Source organism: Trichocoleus sp. FACHB-6 (genome assembly GCF_014695815.1).
GTDB lineage: Bacteria > Cyanobacteriota > Cyanobacteriia > Cyanobacteriales > FACHB-T130 > Funiculus > Funiculus sociatus.
Map to the genome: position 1 here is coordinate 64,727 of NZ_JACJOY010000127.1, position 17,866 is coordinate 82,592.

The window sequence follows — 17,866 nt, forward strand, 5'->3', positions numbered from 1 at the left end:
CCAAGAATGTCAAGTGCTGATTTAAGCGATCGCTTGCTGCGTCGTGTTAGGTGTACTGTCCGAGATATTTAAGAATAATTCTCTGGATCTTCATAGGGTCCCAGAAATCTCTCCCCGTTGAAATGAATCATGTGATCGGGTTGATCTGCTACCCAAACTTCTGTTTCCCAAGAAATCTCAGCAAGATACCGAGTCATTTCCTTACGGCTTGGGAAAGCTGTAACAAAAACTAATCCCTTACGACTTGACTGAAAGAGCCGCTTTAATTCATTGTGACGTTTCAAGTTGACTGGACCATGACTAATCACAGCTTCTATCAATACAAGCCAATCTTGCCGCTCATAGTAAATTACAATGTCTGGCATTTTACCGTGAGGATCTAATTCAATCCCTATTTCTCGGAATTTCTGAGTTTCATTGATGATGAACTTATTTCCGGCATCGCCAACATACAGAACTAAACCTCCAGGTGTAAATCTGGGGCAGAAGCTTTCCAAAATATCTTTTATCAATATATTTTGTCCACCTGATGATAGCTGAATGGCTTGACCATCAGGCAAACTTACGGGAATTGTCGGAATATTTCGATTTCTATACTGCAATAGATTTGTGACTGAAACAGCATAATTTCGACGGGCTTCTTCCCATTGCTCAGAGCCATAGGCTTTAAGAAGTGACAATGCTTGTTGATGAAGTTGATAACACCATTTGGGGCTGTTAATTGGTCGATCAGGTCGATCTGGATTCTCAACAACTATCCCCATCTGCACAAACTGGTGCATTGTCTGCCGTCGAACTGTTTCGCGTGTATTGGGTGCGTATTGTTTTCCGTAGTAATCACGAAACCAATCCATCATTTCTGTAATTCCGCGTCTTGGTGTTGTCGCTTGATTCCAAGATGTTTCAGGCCGAATGTCTGCCAATGCAAGTAAGCAAAGTGCTGATCGTTCGTTCTGTTGCTCTCTGGGAGCAGAAATATCTTTGAGAATTGCAAGTGCTTCCTCAATTCGTTTGCCAGCCTGAACTGCATTTATTGCTTCGCTCATAATTGACAGAGTTTTGTGTACAACCGTATCAAGCTGCTTTTGATCAAAGTGAGAATCATTAATTTGCCTTCCTAGTCGCATTAGATCATCTTTGCAAGGGTATTTAATTTTACGCAAATCCGTTGCGTTGACTTGTGTGTGTCCACTGAACTGCCGGAAGTAACTGTCAAATAAAGTTGAATTGAGAAATGCAGCTAATCCTCGTGCAAGGTCGGGATTCATTCCCTTACCTCTAGCATGGTAGTAATTAAGATGATTCTCTATGCCTAGTGCTGGCGCATTTACGGGAGGACACACAGCAGCAACAATACGACGTTTTTCCTCCTTAGCAGAAAAACGCTTTGTTAAAACGTACCAACCCGATTGAACTAACCATTTTCCGGTTTCTTGGTTTTGTTCAATTGCGATCGACTTGCGAGGATTGTTGGGTGGAAATAAAACTTTCCCTGCTTTCATAGCTTCTGGGTAAAGTAGTGGAACACTTTGCTCATCCAAATAATTTCTCAAAGCTGATTTGAGACGAAAATCAACAACTGGACCTGTTGAAACTTTTAACCCAATTTCATCTAAAGTAGATGAAAATTTATCCATTTGCACTTTTAAAGCATCTTCAAGAGGGTTTGTGACAATATGAATAAAACTTTCCGGGTCATTTGTTTCAACAACTTGGTTGTAAGGAATAATTCTTGATTCTAAAAAATCATTTATATTGGTGCCAGAACTACTACTTATTTCTACATGATTAGGCTTTTCTCCGGACTTTAAAGCATGAAAGATGATATTTTCTTGCAATACGCTATCTTCGCAAAAGGCGGTCGAGCGGCTCTCAAAAACATGAACTTTTTTAAGCTCGATTTTTTCAAGAAAAGCTTTACGAAAAGTACGATAATAAGCACCATTACAGAAACTTCTAGGCGTAATTGCAACTATCTCTCCGTCCTTAGCAAGCTGTAATACAGTAAGCCAAACAAACGCACTATATAAATTTACAGTTTCAATCCCAAGTTTTGAAATAATTTTTTTTTCGATTGATTGGTTGTTAATTTTCTTATAAGGTGGATTCAGAATCGCGTGAGTAAAACGAATGGAGGACGTAGTAAAAAGCGGCAAATTTATTTCAGTAAATGACTTTATAAAGCTTTCCTCATGTAAACAGTAATTTGCTTGAATACCTCTGCTTTCTAAAGCTACACAACACTTTATGAGGCATTCTCTTAAAGATGATATAAAAGTTGATTCAACTTCATATGCTGTTATGAAGCAGCTCTCAACCTTGTTAGGATTTGCCAATAGTCGCTCTACAAAGGCAGCCGTTAATGCCCCAACTCCGGCTCCGGGATCTAGAAGGTTGACGTGACCGGATAGACTGCTAAATTGTCTCGCCATAAAACGAGCAACCGGAGCAGGAGTCATAAACTGTCCCAATTCACTACGCTGCTTGAAATTCAGCTTTGAAGAGAAATGAATCCTGGCGATGTCAGCCGAGTCTGTAAGGAACGTCGTCATGCTCTCAATTTAGGGATCGATATGAAGACCTACCATATATTTGTCTTGTAGTACACCTAACTCATGATTCGACAGCTCCTGTCTAACTTTTAAAATTGGGATGTTATGTAGGTATTGTTTGTATAACATCCCAACCGTCTTCATAACAGACATATTTTGCTGCCAACTTTTGAATCTATAGAGTTTCAACCCGTCAAGAAGCAATCTCTTCTAGTATGCCTACAATAGGCTACAGACGTATTTGCAAGTCCTTTCTTTACCCTTCACCTGTATGATTTTTCCTCCCTGGTAAGCTTCTAGAACCCAATCCAACCAGCGATTCGCCTTAGAACTAAGGCGGAAAGTCTGTTCGTGGATTCCCCCTCCGTTTGCCAACGCCGTGAAGATGTTGCGCTGGTGTTCAAATTTTGAGGACGGGAGAATTTCACGATGTCATTGAATGGTAAAAACAAAACGACCAGGACTGTCATTCTATTAACTCTGATCTTCCTGGTGATTGAAGTATTAGACGAATTGGTGGATGGAGTCCGGGGTGCTACGTATCCATTAATTCGCAATGACTTGCATCTTTCCTATGTGCAAGTTGGGCTATTGCTGACGATACCCAATACAATCAGCAGCCTAATAGAGCCAATTTTGGGAATTTGGGCAGATATCGGTCAGCGACGGCAATTGATTTTGGGGGGAGGCGTTGGTTTTGCGATCGCATTACTCCTCATCTCCGTTAGCGATAACTTTTCCTGGTTATTAGCAGCCTTTGTGCTGTTTTATCCAGCATCTGGTGCCTTTGTCAGTCTTTCCCAGGCGACGCTGATGGACATGGAACCCACGCGCCACGAACAAAACATGGCACGGTGGGCATTGGCGGGTTCTATTGGCAATGTCCTTGGGCCTTTGGCTTTAGCGGGTGCGATCGCATTCCATCAAAGTTGGCGGAGTGTATTTTTAATTTTGGCGGTACTGACGGTATTACTTGTAGGAATGTTGTGGAAGTATCCGTTTACAACTCCAACAACATCTTCTCAAGTTGACGAACCTGTACTTAGTTTCAAAGATGGTGTCTCTAATGCCATCAACGCATTAAAACGGCGCAAGGTGTTGCGTTGGTTAACTTTGTTGCAATTTTGCGATTTGATGTTGGATGTTCTGCGTGGCTTTTTGGCACTGTATTTTGTTGATGTTGTGGGTGTAAACAATACGCAAGCAAGTTTTGCTCTCACAATCTGGTTAGGTTTTGGCTTGCTGGGAGATTTTCTTCTCATTCCCTTACTAGAGCGGGTGCGAGGATTAGATTATTTGAGGATTAGCGCCATTCTTATTTTGTGTCTTTATCCAGCTTTTTTGGTGGTACCCAATATCAATATCAAGTTGGTCATTCTTGGCTTTCTGGGTCTTCTTAATTCGGGTTGGTACTCTATTCTCCAGGGGCAATTGTACACAGCAATGCCAGGGCAGAGTGGTACCGTCATGACGCTCGATAATTTGGCGGGTTTCGTGGGTGGTTTAGCTCCGTTGGCGCTGGGTTTGGTTGCTCAACAGTATGGTTTGCAACCTACGATGTGGATGTTGCTTGCAGCACCCATCGCCTTACTGATTGGGCTTTTTTAAATTGATTACCACTGGCAGGCTTTTCATTCATTTCGCAGCCTTGCCAGTGGTCATCTGATATTCCCTATTCCGGTTGCTTTAGGGCTGCTCTTGCTTTGTTCATATATTCCATTAAGACTGAATCCATCGCGCCTCGACTGGCAACTTCGACGCCTTCTTGCTGATACATTTGATTAAGCGATCGCTCAATTCCGGCATCGCCTCCGGTGAATTCTTGAATCAGTTCTTGTGAGCGTCGAGCCAATTTCTGCACTGCTTCGCTGGTTGGATCAATGTCGTTTTGCATTGCAGTTCGAGCTTGATCGATCAATTCTTGCCATTGAGCTTCAACCTGCCGAATCCGTTCTTCACCAAGTATTTGCCGTCGTTCTTGGAGATAGTCTAGCTGTTCTGGGGTGTAGTAGTTTTCTACCATCATCGTGACCTCGATTAATTGAATAAATTCTTCGATAGAGATTGTCTCTGCGGATTGCAGATGAGCAGCGATCGCTTCGAGTCGCGCATAAAGCTGTTGCTGTAACTCCATCTGCTCCTTCAACTTGGAGAGGTGCAGTTGCACTACATGATGAGGCGAAAACTGACTTTGCTCCAGACACTCTCGGATTTGTTCCAAGGAGAAGCCAATTTGCCGTAACGACACGATTTGCTGTAACCGGATAATGTCATCTTCGATATACAGTCGGTAGCCTGTTTCCGTCCTCCGAGAAGGCGAGAGCAATCCAATCTCGTCGTAATAGTGCAATGTCCGAACGGAAACTCCTGTCTGTTTTGCCAGATCACCGACTTTCATTGCAACGGGTTGCATTTCTTTCCTCCTTGCCGCTCCGAGACAATTCCAATTGATAAATTCATGGTAAGAGCCTCACGTTGCGTGAGAGTCAAGGGGAAAAGCAAACAAATTAGCTATTGCCTTCTTTACCCTGAAGAATGTACAGTGCCTCTTTATTTGTCAAAATGCCAACTTAGTGTGACTGAGGCTGTGAAGCTTGGCTTGTCTAGCGTTCAGCTCTAAGTGAGTACAGGGAACTTACAAGCGGAGCATCAACCTAAATTGCTGTAAGCGTGCAGCGATCAAGCTTGCGTGATGACACGAATTTGTCCCGATGTCATTTAATTCGCCACTGTATAGTCATGCTCATCTGCCGCTTCAAGATTATATTTTGCTCAACTATTACTGAGTTATAAATAAGTTTTGGATGTCAACCCTATAAAGGTTTTAGCGCTACTATTTTAGGCTTTTATTTCCCTTCATTTACTTACTAAACTACTTTTTATCATGCTAGGTACTGAAGAGTCATAATATAAAACTTTAATTTGCCAAAATATGCTTTAATTTGTAAAGGTTGAGCGAAACCGTGGCTCTATCAGTAGAACAAGTCTGGTAAGCTCATGGAGACAGTGTTTAAGCTGCGGATGGAAAACCTGAAAGCGTTGTTTAAGGAAAATTTTTTGACAAAATATGATGATCAAAGATAAACTCCTCAATTGGCTAAACCTGATTTTAGTAGCTGATGTATTCTTAGTATTCCTAAGCTTTGGGTGGTTAGCGATCGCAGTCTTCGGTCACTCGGTAGGGGTTCCCCTTGGACTCGATTTGTGGTACAAGCTTTGGCAACCATTGTTTACCCCAGCGCTTGGCGTTCTCATGGGAGGAGCAATTCTCAGTGCGTTGGTTAGCCAAATTTCCAAGCGACTGAACTCCAACTGAAGACGGGGAATGGGGAATGGGGAATAATTACCCATTATCAAATTAAAAAAATCACCCAATCGGGCGATCCTATCGTGCGAAGTCATCAAAAGGTCAGAGAAGCGAAGCTAGAGACAACAGAGGATTTACTTGTTTCTAGCCTCTAAAAGCCGCGAACTATGAAACGCGCAATTCTAGCGATCTCAACCTTGCTTCTGACCACCAGTATTATTGCACCAGTGCAGGCGCAAACATTTGAAACCCAATCTTCCAGGGAAATTGCTGCTGGTTTAACTCTAGCGCCTGCCGAAAGCGTACTGCAAAAATATTTTCAAGCGATCGCACTCCGAAACTATCAAGAAGCTTACAATCTGCTTTCTCCCCGCTATCGGGCGCAAATATCCTACCAGCAGTTCGTGAAGATGTATCGAGACTACATCATCAAAGGTGTCACTATCAAGTCTGTGCAGCTAATGCCGGAGTTCTCGACTAACAACGGCCACAAATTTGCTGTGGAGTACAGCGCCTCTTACATCCAGCCAGTTTTCTCTGCCAACGATCAGCAGTTGCCCCAATTTTACACCTTAGTTGCTCCGAACAGTTCAATTGGTCAATGGCTGATTGATGGCATTGGTACAGCCCCATAATCGATTTTAAATAAACGTAGGCTGGGGAGCCACCCCGTGCGCGGGGAACCCGCGCACGGGGTGCGTGGCGTTTGATGGGAGTATTACTTGCTATATAACACTTAATACTCTTCATCAATTTGCATTTCTAAAACCCCCAGTTCAGCACGTCGCTGACTCAGTTCAAATTCCAAAGATTGAATTATTCTTAATAATTCCTGGCGACGAATTTCTGCACTCGTTTCCTGTATTTGCATATAAGCTTCAATATCAGGCCACAACTGCACCGCCCAATCTTTAGTAGCAGTTTTCAGTTCCCTGAAAACTTTAACTTCGGCATTTGGCTCAAGTGCAAAAAGGGCATATAATTGCACCTGATTTCCCTGCTTGCGTCCCTTCTTTTCGCAGAACAGATAAAGTCCTGGTTGTTGATAAGTTACCAAGTCGATTTGACTTACAAACGACCCTTCAATGGAATAGCCATCAGTTCGCGTCTTATCAATACCATCAATAATTTTGCACCAATTACCTTGGCGTGGCTTTAGGGTACTTTCCCATAAACCGGGCGCATTGAGAAAGGCACTTCTTATACTAACTAGAACAGCTTCACTCATGGGGTTTGTATGTCAATACTTCTCGGTTAGTAAAAATTGTAGGTTGGACTCGTGTGCCAGCAAAACCCAACAAACGTAATATTAGCGTTGGGTAACGCTCACCTCAACCCAACCTACTTGCTCCCCAACCTACTTGCTATTAGTTAACATTTTCAATTTTATCAATAAAATTCAGAATCATAGATGCAAATTTTTCGGGGAAGAAAAGTACCCATTCGTGGTATACTTCATCCACGACAATTAATTGCGAATCTTTAATATTTTCATAAAATTCTTGAGCAAATGAAACGGGGGTAAGCAAATCGTTCTTTCCCCACAAAATTAGACAGGGAGATTCAATCCTTGGCAACAGCGGTCTGATGTCTTTATCTATACCAATAAATCCCATATTTATAAGATTTTGAGTATTAGTAAAACTGTTATAAAGCAAGTTTTTAAAAACTTCAGCCACAGGTTCAACCTTCATTTGCCACATTTGTGCAGGCATCTCAATCGCCCTTTTGGCAACGACTTCCGGCACGGAACCTAGAGGAATTCCCGTACTATCTGCTATTGTGAGACTGCGAACCATAGATGGCATTAAGGCTGCCAATGCCATGCCTATTGCTCCGCCTTCGGAATGCCCGATTACATGAACCTTTTTCAGATTCAGCGCCATTAGAAAATCAATTAACACCCGCGCATAATCTGTGTAATCTTGGATAATTTCAGGCGCAGTTGATTGTCCTAAACCTGGTAATATAGGTGCGATAACGTGATAACGCTCTGACAAAATATTTAAGCTGCCTTGATAAGGTTCAACTAATACACCCCAACCGTGGATAAATAGTATAGGAGATAATCCTGATGCTACCCCTTTTTCAAAGTAGGTAATGCAACATTCCCCTAAATTAACTTGTTTTTCGATAAATTGTTGATCCATTGAATTATCCTTTAATTTGTTGAGATGATTTTTAGGTAAATAGGTCGAGAAGCAATACTTCTCGGATAAGCGACAATTTGAGAGCAAGTAAGTTGGGTTTCGTTATCGCTCAACCCAACAAACCTAATATTATTAGCGTTGGGTAACGCTCACCTCAAACGCCACGCACCAAGGGCGCGGGGAACACAGCGGAGGGGGCGGCTCCCCAACCTACAATTTTTCCTAACCGAGAAGTATTGGGTGAGAAGCAGATTTTATAGAAATTAACATAGTTGCCTAGATTTCTATTCTGTCTGAAGTTTGAATACTCAAGAATATGCAGTATTCTCAATAAATGGAGGCACCTCTTTATCTTCATTCCCAGACCGCAGCCCAGGAATGAAAATAACATAAGTATTTGTCGGGTAAGGTGCCTCAAACAAAGCTAGAAACTACAAGTTTTTAAGTGACGGAAACGAGAACTCCTCCACTTTCATTTGCCATTTTGTCCACTGCGCTTAAGGCATATTTTCCTGGTTCCAGAGTGGCAAATGTGGTTCCTGCTGGAAGGATTCTTTGTAGCGTCCAGGTAGAACCATTCTGTTTATAAAGCGTCCAAGAACGAATATCGGGATTGGCAGCATTCCACGTTAGTTTGCCATCTTTCACCGCTACTCCGGCTGGGGGGGCTGGTGGTATTGTGTCCCGCCATGACATATTAGGAACGAGTGCTGGTTGGGTATAAGTTGAAGTTTTGAAGTTGTCGTAAATGCCCTGACGATTTTGGGTGAAAGCTTCCATGCTGAAGAAGATATTTCCCAGTGACAAGTTATCACTCAAGTTGCGCGTAATTTGAACTTGCTTTTTAATCTCCTCAAGGTTCCAAGCTTTTCCGTCCAGCTGTCCTAAATTGTTACCTGCGTAAATGTGTCGCTCTTTGGGATTATTATCAGTCCACCACTTGAGTAAGACGGGGTAACTCTGGGCGGTTTGGTCGATGCGCCAGTACAGTTGTGGGGCTAGATAATCTATCCAACCTTGTTCTAGCCATTTTTTTGAGTCGGCATAAAGTACGCTGTAGGCATCTAGTCCTTTAATCTGCGGCGGTTGTCCGGGGCGGTAAATGCCAAAGGGACTAATGCCAAATTTGACGTGGGATTTTGCTGCTTTAATGCCTGTGGAGAGGCGTTGAACCATTTGATTGACATTTTCTCGCCGCCAGTCCCCCAAGGATAGTTTTCCGCCACTCGCCTGATATGCGGCGTAGGTTTTGTCGTCGGGGAAGGATTTGCCTTCGATGGGATAGGGATAGAAGTAGTCATCTAAATGGACGCCATCTATGTCGTAGCGACGCACTACGTCGAGAATTACGTTGTATGCTCTGTCTTGAACTACTTTTAGTCCGGGGTCCATCCACAGCTGATTTCCCCAGGGGTAAACGGCTTCGGGATTGGTGACAGAGAGGTGAGGGCGGACGTTTGGCGGTAGCTTGGTGCTAACTTTGGCGCGGTAGGGGTTGAACCAAGCATGAAGTTCAATGTTGCGCTGGTGGCTTTGGGCGATCGCATACTCCAGAGGATCGTAAAATGGGTTTGGTGCCTTTCCCTGCGCTCCTGAGAGCCAATAGCTCCAAGGCTCTAATTGCGAAGCATAAAAGGCATCCCCTTCCGGTCGTACTTGCAAGATTAAAGCATTCAGCTTCATTGCTTGCATCCGGTCTAGAATTGCTCTTAATTCGGCTTGCTGTTGTTCAACGGGTAATCCCGGTTTGGAGGGCCAGTCACTGTTCCAGACTGTTGCTACCCACGCACCCCGAAATTCTCGCTGATGACTAACTTTAACTGTTTGCGGTAAAGTTCCCGGTTTTGGAGGAACTACAATGTAGCTAGATGCAATTGCCGGAGCTTCATCTTGATACACTAAAGCTTGATAGATAAAAGCTGCAACATCGGCGCGAGTTGCTGCACCATTGGGATTTAGTAATTTTATATTCGGGTAGTTAACTACCATTCCGGCACTGGTAGCTACGGCTATATCATCTGTTGCATAGTTCGGAATTTGAGCAGCATCTAAATATATTTGTGACAGTGATGTTTGCAGGTGAGGTTTTATATTGGCGGCAACTTCTAAGCCACTGACTAGGGAAACTAAAACTTCTACCTTGGAGATTCTGTTTGTCGGACGAAAGGTATTATCGGGAAAACCGCTGATAAATCCTCTTTCGTAAGCATTTACAATTGCTGCCCCTGCCCAGTAGCCAGAGGGAACATCGACAAAGCGGACATATTTTCGCTTTACAGGTCTCACAAAGGCCTTGCTAATGATAGTAGCAAATTCAGCGCGGGTCATTGATTGATTAGGGCGAAAAGTGCCATTGGGAAACCCGCTAATGATGCCACGTCTGGCGAGGGCTTCTATGAATAAACGCGCCCAATGATCTTGAATATCAGAGAATTGAGGAGAGGATGTAACCATAGTTTTTGCTAATTGCTAATGGCTAATTGCTAATTATTTAAGATTTCTTAGCTGTTAGCTAGTTCAAAATTTGTTGCAATTGTTCAGAGATAACTTGCCGTTGTTCGGCATCATAACCCCATTTTGCTAAAAAAGGTTTGTATTCGCCTTCGCCAGTAATGGCACTTTCCAGCAAGCTTTGAGCTAGTTGGTACACTTGGGGAAGTTTAACCAGTTCTATAATACGGGCAGTACGCGATCGCACTCTATCGGAACCCTCAGCCATCTGGTGATTATCATTGCGACGATGGGTAATTGCCATCCCCGCAGACATTGCCAGATTTTTCACTAATAATTCGGAAACTGTGTCTGGATTTGATTGCAATGCCTGCACGACTTCCTGACTGGGATTGTCTGCAATTGTGCTTTCCGATGTTAGATAGTTGACAAAAAAGCCTCTGGCACCATTTTCAGTTTTCACTAATTCTGAGATTGCGGCGGCGATCGCGTCTGGCGATAATTCACCCGCTTGCATCTTGTCGAGAATTGATTGGGTGAGGGCGATCGCTTCCTCAAATGTGACTGTTTCTGGAACTGTAAACGCAAATTCGCTCATCATCGTGCCTGAAACTCTTTCTCCTGCGATGATAGCCAATTTCGGGTAGTGCTAGAGTACCCATTCAGTAATTCTCAAAGAACTGCTCCCCAACCCGGTTGGTTCAAGGTGGTTTCATACAATCGAAGCAAATATCGAAAATTGTGACATTTTGTAGGGGCATGGCAATCAAAAAGCCCCTACCGCCAACCAAAATCAACGTTACAGAATTTTCTTTTAATAAATGAAACCACCTCCTGAAACGGGGGGATTGAGGGGGGTTCGTAAGAGTAGCTGGTACCAGCAAATTGATTCTAGTGGTATAAATATGAGCTGGCTCATATTCGCACTCTTGAACCTCTGTCAGAGTGGAGATATCAGCAATCTGGAGGGTCAAAGATATGACCAATACTACTACCCTCAATTTTAAAACGGCTTCGGGGCATCAAGTTTTAGCAGCAGCTGGGAAGAAAATGTTGCGTCCGGGGGGAGGAATTGCCACAGAGAAACTGTTTCAATGGGCTGGCTTCAAAGCCGGCGAGACAGTTCTAGAATTAGCTTCTAGTTTTGGCTACAGCGCGATCGCATTAGCCCAACGCTACGGCGTGCGAGTGGTCGGTGTGGAGAAAAACCCCGACAGCGTGGCGTGTGCGCGTGCCAACATTGCGGCGGCGGGCTTGGTGGGTCAGGTGGAGGTCATTGAGGGCGATATTTTCCGCCTAGATGCAATATCTGAGAAGTTTGATTACGTCTTAGCAGAAGCAATTCTGACGATGCAATCTCCACCAGGGAAAGCTAAAATTCTGCGTTCTATCCACGACCGCCTGAAGCCGGGAGGAAAATTTCTCTCTCATGAACTTTTAGCACGCGATCGCGAAGAACAAATTCACCGCGATTTGGCGCAGGTAATTCGCATCAATAGCACACCTCTATCAGAAACCAATTGGATAGCTGCTTTTTCCACCGCTGGGTTAGAGGTAAAGCAGCATCAAACTGGAGCAATGGCATTGTTAAATCTGCGGCAAATCTTGCGGGATGAAGGGTTGCTGAATACGGCACGTATTTTGTGGAATGTGTTAACTAAACCTGCTATTCGCAGCCGAGTTCTGGAAATGCGTCGCGTTTTCAGCCAATACCAGCAAGAGTTGGGATATATCGCTGTGTGCGCGATCGCGTAGCTGGGGATTGGGGATTGGGAAGAATCTTACCTAGTCCCTAGTCCCCAGCCCCTAGTCCCTAGTCCCCATTCTTTGTTCATTAACCAAATCAACTATTCAGGTGGAAAATTAATTATGGCTTCCATAACAACAAATAGCACATCTTTCGTTAGTAATCTTCGGGAGCAGATTGAGTATCCAAAATCTGGAGTTTTGAGCAAGGTACTGATAAAAGACAACAACTGTCAACATACGCTTTTTTGTTTAGCAACCGGCACTGAAATTGCCGAACACACATCAACTCGCAATGCCACTGTCACGGTTATCGAAGGACGAGGAATTCTGACTTTAGAGGGAAGAGAAATTTCCCTCGAAGCAGGTGTATTCGTCTTCATGCCTGCTAATGCGCCCCATGCTTTACAGGCTCAGGAAAATCTAGCGTTTTTGCTAACACTTTCTGAACATCATTCACATGAAAACTGAGGTAGCTCATAGTTGCTAACTCTTCTCAAACGCCATAATATCTGTAGTAGCAAACCAATAGACGATCATGCTTAACACTTTTACTGAACACCTCAATCTCTCCCAAACCGACCTAGAAAAAATGCTTTCATTACGGTTGCAGGAGTTACTCAAAACACCTGATTTTAAGGAGAAACTCGACAGTTTAAATATTGGGTTGCTGCAAAAAACTTTACCCACCGCTGCCGCCGTTTTAGCCAATGAATTGCCACCCTTTTATAATTGGCTGAAAAACGAATTAGGACTGAAGCGTGTTCCAGATAGCCCTGACCATACTACCAAATGGGTTGTTAATTTTCTGAAACAGGAGGAAAGTCTGACGCGCTTAGTGGAACTGCATCGTCCAGTTCCGCGTCCAGCTTTGGAAGCCTCAATTCCTCGCTTAGTGGGGTTGTTTGACGGTGTAGAAGATGCCCAAGTGCGTCAAGAATGGCAACAAGCGATCGCAGCCCTTTGTCTAGTTCTAGTTGTCGCCGCCCGTGAAGAGGCTCAGTCTCGTTTAGTTGCTGTCTAATTTTTGTTGAGGACTGTTGCACTGGTACTTTTTTCACCATTTTTTCCCTCAAGCTGCATCAGCCGAAATAGAGAGATACTATTAATTTAGGCTCTACAATCTTAGGGATGGTGTGCCGTGCGATCGCAAGTCTAATTACTATCGCCCTCTACTGTATAAGATGTACCATTTCAGGATTAGTTACTTCTGAAGAGGGAGGGCGATAGTAAATCCCAGGATTTCCATAAAGAAAAGAGTAAGAGGATACTAAAATGATCAGACTCCTCGTGAATTTCCTAGAAGCACTGTTGAACACTTTTTATCGCACTCGTGTATATCCGCGATTTTTTGTCTTAGAAACAGTTGCTCGCGTTCCCTACTTCGCCTACACCTCAGTTCTGCACCTATATGAAACTATGGGTTGGTGGCGTAAGGCTGACTGGCTAAAAGTTCACTTTGCCGAATCTTGGAACGAATTACATCACCTACTAATTGCCGAGTCACTTGGTGGTAATAAATACTGGATTGATCGCTTTGTTGCTCATACGGGAGCCTTCGTTTACTACTGGATTATTGTCTTGGTATATATGGTGTCTCCCCGGTCTGCTTATAACTTCATGCAACAGGTGGAAGAACACGCATACCACACTTATGACACTTTTCTGAAAGAGCATGGCGAGGAACTTAAAACTTTGCCAGCCCCAGACGTAGCCATCGATTACTACCATAACGGCGACCTGTATCTATTTGATGAATTTCAAACTATGCGCGATCCGCAACAACGTCGTCCCCACATCGAAAATCTCTATGATGTGTTTTTTGCTATCCGAGATGACGAATTAGAACACGTCAAAACAATGATTGCTTGTCAGCAACCCGACGCTCAACAAACTTTCCAAAGTCCTCACAGCGCCAACAAACTACCTCTACCGGAATCAATTAGAGCTGCCATTGACGAGCGTACTGCTAACATTGCACAGCAGGCAGAAAAAGAGCCAGTAGAAATGTCGTAGTCAGCACCCAGAATATTTCTACTACCAGTTGAATTGTTTGGTATCGCAAGTTTGCTCCCCTTATTAAGGGGAGTTTTGCTGTATCTGTTGCCGATAATTAGCGATAATCTCCCAAATTGCTAAGACTAACGCGGTTGAGTCTCTTATTGATTAGGTTTTAGTTTTGGTATCTCGAAGGGAATCAAACCACTCATCAAAAGCTTAACCGCCCTAACTTGTTCTGGCGATTTTAGCCTCAATCAACACCCATAAAACTAACTCGTCTTTGAAAATTTGTCTCAACAGCAATGCAAGTATTTAATACATCTAATATGTTTTTGCGGAGCGCTCGCTCTAAAGAGTATTTTCGATCTTCGTGTTTAAACCTTGACAATTGATAAACAAACAGAGTAGCTGCTTGATAAATAACTTTTAATTCATAGAGTGAATCTATTTGAGATATCTTAATTGCTAATAGCCGAAGTTGGTAACATATTTCTTTTGCTTCTTCTTTTGTCGCACGATGATCTTGATGGTAATAGTTAAAGGTTTCCGCTAAATACTGTGCGTGTTTAGCTGTATTTTGAATTTCATGCTGTGCATTGTCAACAGGAGCAAGAAATTTATCCAGTAAAAGCTGTTGCACATAGGCATCACGAAGGCTCGAATCAGCAATAATTTGAAGTTCTTTCATCCGTTGTTCATGCTTTCTTTGTTTTTCAGCATAAACTTCTTTGAGAATAGTCTCAAACAAGCCGGTTAAAGGATAAAATGCGCCAGCAACCATATTTTCTATCATATTTAAATACTTCTAGGATTATCGGTTAACTAATTAGCGTGATCGCATTGGTATTGTAGGGTGCGATCTTCAAGTGCGGAATGCACAATCAACCGCAAGGATAACTGAGTTGCCAATCTTCTGCAATGATAAATGCGATCGCTCCCACCGTTTATTCTAAGTTGGGGATTTTTTGGGAGGAGCCGAGCGCGTATAAACTGAATTTGACAAAGAGCGATCGCTGATCACAAAGCGTCAAAATTTAAAATTGTTTGCTCAATGTTTTGGGTAAATTTTCCCAGTTCTTCAGTAATTCCAAAAAGTTTATCAGCACGGATGAAGATTTCCCAGGCACGAACGCACATGAAGCCGATACCAATCACTGCAAGAGGAACAGCAGCGTAACCAAGTAGAGCAGCAATTGGTGGGAAAATCATACAGATGCACATCAAAATAGCTGTAATTACACCACCAGCGATTCCAGCTGTTGCTGTTGCCACTGCAACTTTACGAATTAGCTCTTCTTGCGTAATTTTCCCTTCAGCAAAGGACAATGAATTCTCTAGAGTTGAGAATACAAGTTCAATAACTGCTGCTACCAAAGCACCTTGAACAGCAGCTCCAATCACTTGCTCTACACTTGCTTTGAAAGCTGCATCGCCAAGTACCTTACGTGCTGCTGCAAGTTCTTCAGGAGTCATATCAACTCCACCACGAGATCGGTTGATTCGGAAGTTCTCGAAGATACCGTTTGAAGCTTCTTTTCCTCCACCGTTGACGTGCGCTTTTATATGGCTCCAATCTTTATCGTTGCAAAACTCGCGAATCGCTTCATATCCTTGAGCGCGAATTTGTGCTGGAATTGTCTCATACACTTTGGCAGCTTCTTGAACATTGCGAATACCTTCGCGTACTCCAGCTCGGTGAAATTTAAGTTGCAAATTGTGGGGTAAGTTCTCAAATTTAATGTTGTGAGCAACTTTGAATGCCTCGTGTGCAGCAATTGTTGCAGCGCCAGTGACTGAGCTAGAAGCCAGTTGAGCTTCAATAATTACATTACTCGCAGCTTCTTGTGTTATTGAGAACGCTTCTGATACTGCATTTTGAGTAGCTGACACAACCTCTGATGCGGTTTCTTGAAACGTTGAAGCTATAGAAGTGACTGAGTTGGAAACCTGTTGAATTGCACTACTTGTCGCCTCTTGGGTTGTTGAGAGTGCTTCTGATACTGCACTTTGAGTAGTCGATACAACCTGGGATGCGGTTTCTTGAAACGTTGAAGCTACAGCTTCTATTTCCTGAATGTTAATTTTGAACATCTGTTTGCTTAGTACAAAAATTCCCTAGATAACTACTAGCCATGACCAGGTTCCGTACAAAGCAGCTCAGATTTAATGGACGCGCTCGTCTCTTAAATTTCCTGGAACTACTGTGCAATTACGCTCTAGCCTTGTAGCATTTAACACGAGTTAGCTCTATTTAAAGCTACTATTTCTGAAGCCGTCAATGACGGCAGCCCAAACTTCATTAAAACTTCTAAAATATTGAATTTTCTAAGGAAGTTTTTCACATAAGTAGAATCTGCGTGCAGCAAAGCTATCCCGCAGGGAATCGCTTCTTCCCTATTGTCCAACGATAAGCGCGATCGCTTCTTCCCTATTGTGCAACGATAAGCGCGATCGCTTCTTCCCTATTGTGCATTAAAGGAAAGCGATCGCATCTTCCCTATTGTGCAACGATAAGCGCGATCGCATCTTCCCCCCTCTGCATTAAAGGAAAGCGATCGCTCTATGTCATTCGCCAGAGCATCAAATTACTATCAGAGGGTAGATAATTCCTTGGTGTTATTGAGTGTAAGTTAATTAAAAGATGTAAAAATATTAACTGAAACTATGCCAGTAAAGAACAGACAAGGTTCATCCACAGACCAAATGAGTGAAGCGATCGCTACAGCAACTCAAATGGCTGCTTGTGCCGCTAAGTGGGGTTCTAATGTAGCAATGGTTACAGCAGAAGAGATTACAAATACTACCACTGCTGTCAGCAAGTCGGCGGTACCTGCGGCTGTGCAATTCGTGGAGCAGGGGACGGAAACGGTAGGCAGAATCGTTACTCCTATCGCTGAAAATCCGTTAATCAAATATGCTGCCAAAGTACCAGGCATTAATGTGTTAATGACTGCCCTCGGTCAGGTTGATGTCGAGAAGGCTCAGAATGAGGTAGACAAGCTGCGACAAGAATATCCTCTAGACAAACCTGAGCAACTGGCTAACCGAATAATGGTCGATACTGCCCTGAAAGCGGGGGGAATTGGATTAGCTACTAACTTTTTGCCTCCTTTAGCGCTTGCTTTGTTCGGGATCGAGCTAGCTGCGATCGCAGCACTGCAATCTGAGATGATTTATCGCATTGCTGCGGCATACGGATTTCCGCTAAAAGATCCCACACGCCGGGGCGAAGTCTTGGTAATTTTCGGTTTGTCTGTGGGAAGTTCTGGAGTCCTCAAAGGCGGGCTGAGTTTTGTGGAACTCATCCCTGTAATCGGTGCTGTGGTTGGAGCGTCGAGTAACGCTAGTTTGATTTACTCTCTAGGATATGTTGCCAGCCGCTTCTATGAAGCAAAGAGAAATTCTGCTGCAAGTAGCGTAGGCTCTAGCAGTTAATCTCAGCAGTAATGTTGTTGCTTCCTATCGTACTGGTTTCTCTGGCGTGAGGCGATCGCAACCATAGGGACAGGAAATGTCTTCTTGATAATGAGGGGAAGTTTTTTCAGCTTCCGAGATGGCATGATCGCAACTGGGACACATTTCATGAGTCCCTAGCGAATGCTGCCAGTGCAGAATAAAGCAACTGTCTCTCACTCTTCCGGGCAATAACCTTTGCTCTC

Annotated in this window: 17 protein-coding genes; 8 read left to right on the plus strand and 9 right to left on the minus strand. The window is 43.5% G+C overall.

Annotation, left to right across the window (positions count from 1 at the left end; all coding sequences use genetic code 11):
• Positions 1 to 68: 68 nt before the first annotated feature.
• A complete protein-coding gene (locus tag H6F66_RS25985) occupies positions 69 to 2,552 on the minus strand; it encodes a BsuBI/PstI family type II restriction endonuclease (protein ID WP_190427804.1) in 2,484 nt (827 codons plus the stop codon).
• A 429-nt stretch (positions 2,553 to 2,981) separates the two neighbouring features.
• On the opposite strand from H6F66_RS25985, the gene H6F66_RS25990 reads away from it, so the two are divergent.
• Positions 2,982 to 4,160, plus strand: a complete 1,179-nt coding sequence (locus H6F66_RS25990) for an MFS transporter (protein ID WP_190427805.1) — start codon at positions 2,982 to 2,984, stop codon at positions 4,158 to 4,160.
• 64 nt (positions 4,161 to 4,224) lie between these two features.
• Here H6F66_RS25990 and H6F66_RS25995 read toward each other — a convergent pair whose 3' ends face one another.
• On the minus strand, positions 4,225 to 4,965 hold the full coding sequence (locus H6F66_RS25995) for a MerR family transcriptional regulator (RefSeq protein WP_190427806.1): 741 nt from the start codon (positions 4,963 to 4,965) through the stop codon (positions 4,225 to 4,227).
• Between the two features lie 660 nt (positions 4,966 to 5,625).
• Here H6F66_RS25995 and H6F66_RS26000 point away from each other — a divergent pair.
• Positions 5,626 to 5,868, plus strand: a complete 243-nt coding sequence (locus H6F66_RS26000) for a hypothetical protein (RefSeq protein ID WP_190428018.1) — start codon at positions 5,626 to 5,628, stop codon at positions 5,866 to 5,868.
• Between the two features lie 158 nt (positions 5,869 to 6,026).
• The gene (locus H6F66_RS26005) at positions 6,027 to 6,494 is read left to right on the plus strand and encodes a DUF4829 domain-containing protein (RefSeq protein WP_190427807.1); all 468 of its coding nucleotides are present in this window, start codon (positions 6,027 to 6,029) and stop codon (positions 6,492 to 6,494) included.
• A 101-nt stretch (positions 6,495 to 6,595) separates the two neighbouring features.
• Here H6F66_RS26005 and H6F66_RS26010 read toward each other — a convergent pair whose 3' ends face one another.
• The 4 genes from H6F66_RS26010 to H6F66_RS26025 form a co-directional block, all read right to left on the minus strand.
• Entirely contained in the window at positions 6,596 to 7,087 is a 492-nt protein-coding gene (locus H6F66_RS26010; RefSeq protein ID WP_190427808.1) for a hypothetical protein, read from the minus strand.
• Between the two features lie 139 nt (positions 7,088 to 7,226).
• Positions 7,227 to 8,009 carry an alpha/beta hydrolase gene (locus H6F66_RS26015; RefSeq protein ID WP_190427809.1) on the minus strand — a complete coding sequence of 261 codons (783 nt, stop codon included), beginning with the start codon at positions 8,007 to 8,009 and terminating at the stop codon, positions 7,227 to 7,229.
• Between the two features lie 441 nt (positions 8,010 to 8,450).
• Positions 8,451 to 10,463, minus strand: coding sequence for a family 10 glycosylhydrolase (locus H6F66_RS26020; protein WP_190427810.1), 2,013 nt, complete (start codon positions 10,461 to 10,463; stop codon positions 8,451 to 8,453).
• 58 nt (positions 10,464 to 10,521) lie between these two features.
• Entirely contained in the window at positions 10,522 to 11,058 is a 537-nt protein-coding gene (locus tag H6F66_RS26025; protein ID WP_190428020.1) for a hypothetical protein, read from the minus strand.
• A gap of 380 nt (positions 11,059 to 11,438) precedes the next feature.
• On the opposite strand from H6F66_RS26025, the gene H6F66_RS26030 reads away from it, so the two are divergent.
• The 4 genes from H6F66_RS26030 (at position 11,439) to H6F66_RS26045 (ending at position 14,222) form a co-directional block, all read left to right on the plus strand.
• Positions 11,439 to 12,215 carry a class I SAM-dependent methyltransferase gene (locus H6F66_RS26030; protein ID WP_190427813.1) on the plus strand — a complete coding sequence of 259 codons (777 nt, stop codon included), beginning with the start codon at positions 11,439 to 11,441 and terminating at the stop codon, positions 12,213 to 12,215.
• A gap of 114 nt (positions 12,216 to 12,329) precedes the next feature.
• The gene (locus H6F66_RS26035) at positions 12,330 to 12,677 is read left to right on the plus strand and encodes a cupin domain-containing protein (RefSeq protein ID WP_190427815.1); all 348 of its coding nucleotides are present in this window, start codon (positions 12,330 to 12,332) and stop codon (positions 12,675 to 12,677) included.
• A gap of 67 nt (positions 12,678 to 12,744) precedes the next feature.
• Positions 12,745 to 13,230 (plus strand): hypothetical protein, encoded by a 486-nt coding sequence (locus H6F66_RS26040; protein WP_190427817.1) that lies wholly within the window; start codon positions 12,745 to 12,747, stop codon positions 13,228 to 13,230.
• Between the two features lie 251 nt (positions 13,231 to 13,481).
• A complete protein-coding gene (locus H6F66_RS26045) occupies positions 13,482 to 14,222 on the plus strand; it encodes an alternative oxidase (RefSeq protein WP_190427819.1) in 741 nt (246 codons plus the stop codon).
• A gap of 235 nt (positions 14,223 to 14,457) precedes the next feature.
• Here H6F66_RS26045 and H6F66_RS26050 read toward each other — a convergent pair whose 3' ends face one another.
• Together H6F66_RS26050 and H6F66_RS26055 are read right to left on the minus strand one after the other, a co-directional pair.
• Positions 14,458 to 15,000 carry a hypothetical protein gene (locus H6F66_RS26050; RefSeq protein WP_199313356.1) on the minus strand — a complete coding sequence of 181 codons (543 nt, stop codon included), beginning with the start codon at positions 14,998 to 15,000 and terminating at the stop codon, positions 14,458 to 14,460.
• Positions 15,001 to 15,224: 224 nt separating this feature from the next.
• A complete protein-coding gene (locus H6F66_RS26055) occupies positions 15,225 to 16,298 on the minus strand; it encodes a hypothetical protein (protein ID WP_199313357.1) in 1,074 nt (357 codons plus the stop codon).
• A gap of 573 nt (positions 16,299 to 16,871) precedes the next feature.
• Here H6F66_RS26055 and H6F66_RS26060 point away from each other — a divergent pair.
• Complete coding sequence (locus tag H6F66_RS26060; RefSeq protein WP_190427821.1) at positions 16,872 to 17,642, plus strand: EcsC family protein; 771 nt, start codon at positions 16,872 to 16,874, stop codon at positions 17,640 to 17,642.
• Positions 17,643 to 17,666: 24 nt separating this feature from the next.
• On the opposite strand, the gene H6F66_RS26065 is transcribed toward H6F66_RS26060, so the two are convergent.
• A complete protein-coding gene (locus H6F66_RS26065; RefSeq protein ID WP_190427823.1) occupies positions 17,667 to 17,840 on the minus strand; it encodes a hypothetical protein in 174 nt (57 codons plus the stop codon).
• Positions 17,841 to 17,866: the final 26 nt, after the last annotated feature.

Bases quoted from the DNA above. Each gene is read 5' to 3' on its own strand.
- H6F66_RS25985 (WP_190427804.1), bottom strand. From the start codon at position 2,552: ATGACGACGTTCCTTACAGACTCGGCTGACATCGCCAGGATTCATTTC.
- H6F66_RS25990 (WP_190427805.1), top strand. From the start codon at position 2,982: ATGTCATTGAATGGTAAAAACAAAACGACCAGGACTGTCATTCTATTA.
- H6F66_RS25995 (WP_190427806.1), bottom strand. From the start codon at position 4,965: ATGCAACCCGTTGCAATGAAAGTCGGTGATCTGGCAAAACAGACAGGA.
- H6F66_RS26005 (WP_190427807.1), top strand. From the start codon at position 6,027: ATGAAACGCGCAATTCTAGCGATCTCAACCTTGCTTCTGACCACCAGT.
- H6F66_RS26010 (WP_190427808.1), bottom strand. From the start codon at position 7,087: ATGAGTGAAGCTGTTCTAGTTAGTATAAGAAGTGCCTTTCTCAATGCG.
- H6F66_RS26015 (WP_190427809.1), bottom strand. From the start codon at position 8,009: ATGGATCAACAATTTATCGAAAAACAAGTTAATTTAGGGGAATGTTGC.
- H6F66_RS26020 (WP_190427810.1), bottom strand. From the start codon at position 10,463: ATGGTTACATCCTCTCCTCAATTCTCTGATATTCAAGATCATTGGGCG.
- H6F66_RS26025 (WP_190428020.1), bottom strand. From the start codon at position 11,058: ATGAGCGAATTTGCGTTTACAGTTCCAGAAACAGTCACATTTGAGGAA.
- H6F66_RS26030 (WP_190427813.1), top strand. From the start codon at position 11,439: ATGACCAATACTACTACCCTCAATTTTAAAACGGCTTCGGGGCATCAA.
- H6F66_RS26035 (WP_190427815.1), top strand. From the start codon at position 12,330: ATGGCTTCCATAACAACAAATAGCACATCTTTCGTTAGTAATCTTCGG.
- H6F66_RS26040 (WP_190427817.1), top strand. From the start codon at position 12,745: ATGCTTAACACTTTTACTGAACACCTCAATCTCTCCCAAACCGACCTA.
- H6F66_RS26045 (WP_190427819.1), top strand. From the start codon at position 13,482: ATGATCAGACTCCTCGTGAATTTCCTAGAAGCACTGTTGAACACTTTT.
- H6F66_RS26050 (WP_199313356.1), bottom strand. From the start codon at position 15,000: ATGATAGAAAATATGGTTGCTGGCGCATTTTATCCTTTAACCGGCTTG.
- H6F66_RS26055 (WP_199313357.1), bottom strand. From the start codon at position 16,298: ATGTTCAAAATTAACATTCAGGAAATAGAAGCTGTAGCTTCAACGTTT.
- H6F66_RS26060 (WP_190427821.1), top strand. From the start codon at position 16,872: ATGCCAGTAAAGAACAGACAAGGTTCATCCACAGACCAAATGAGTGAA.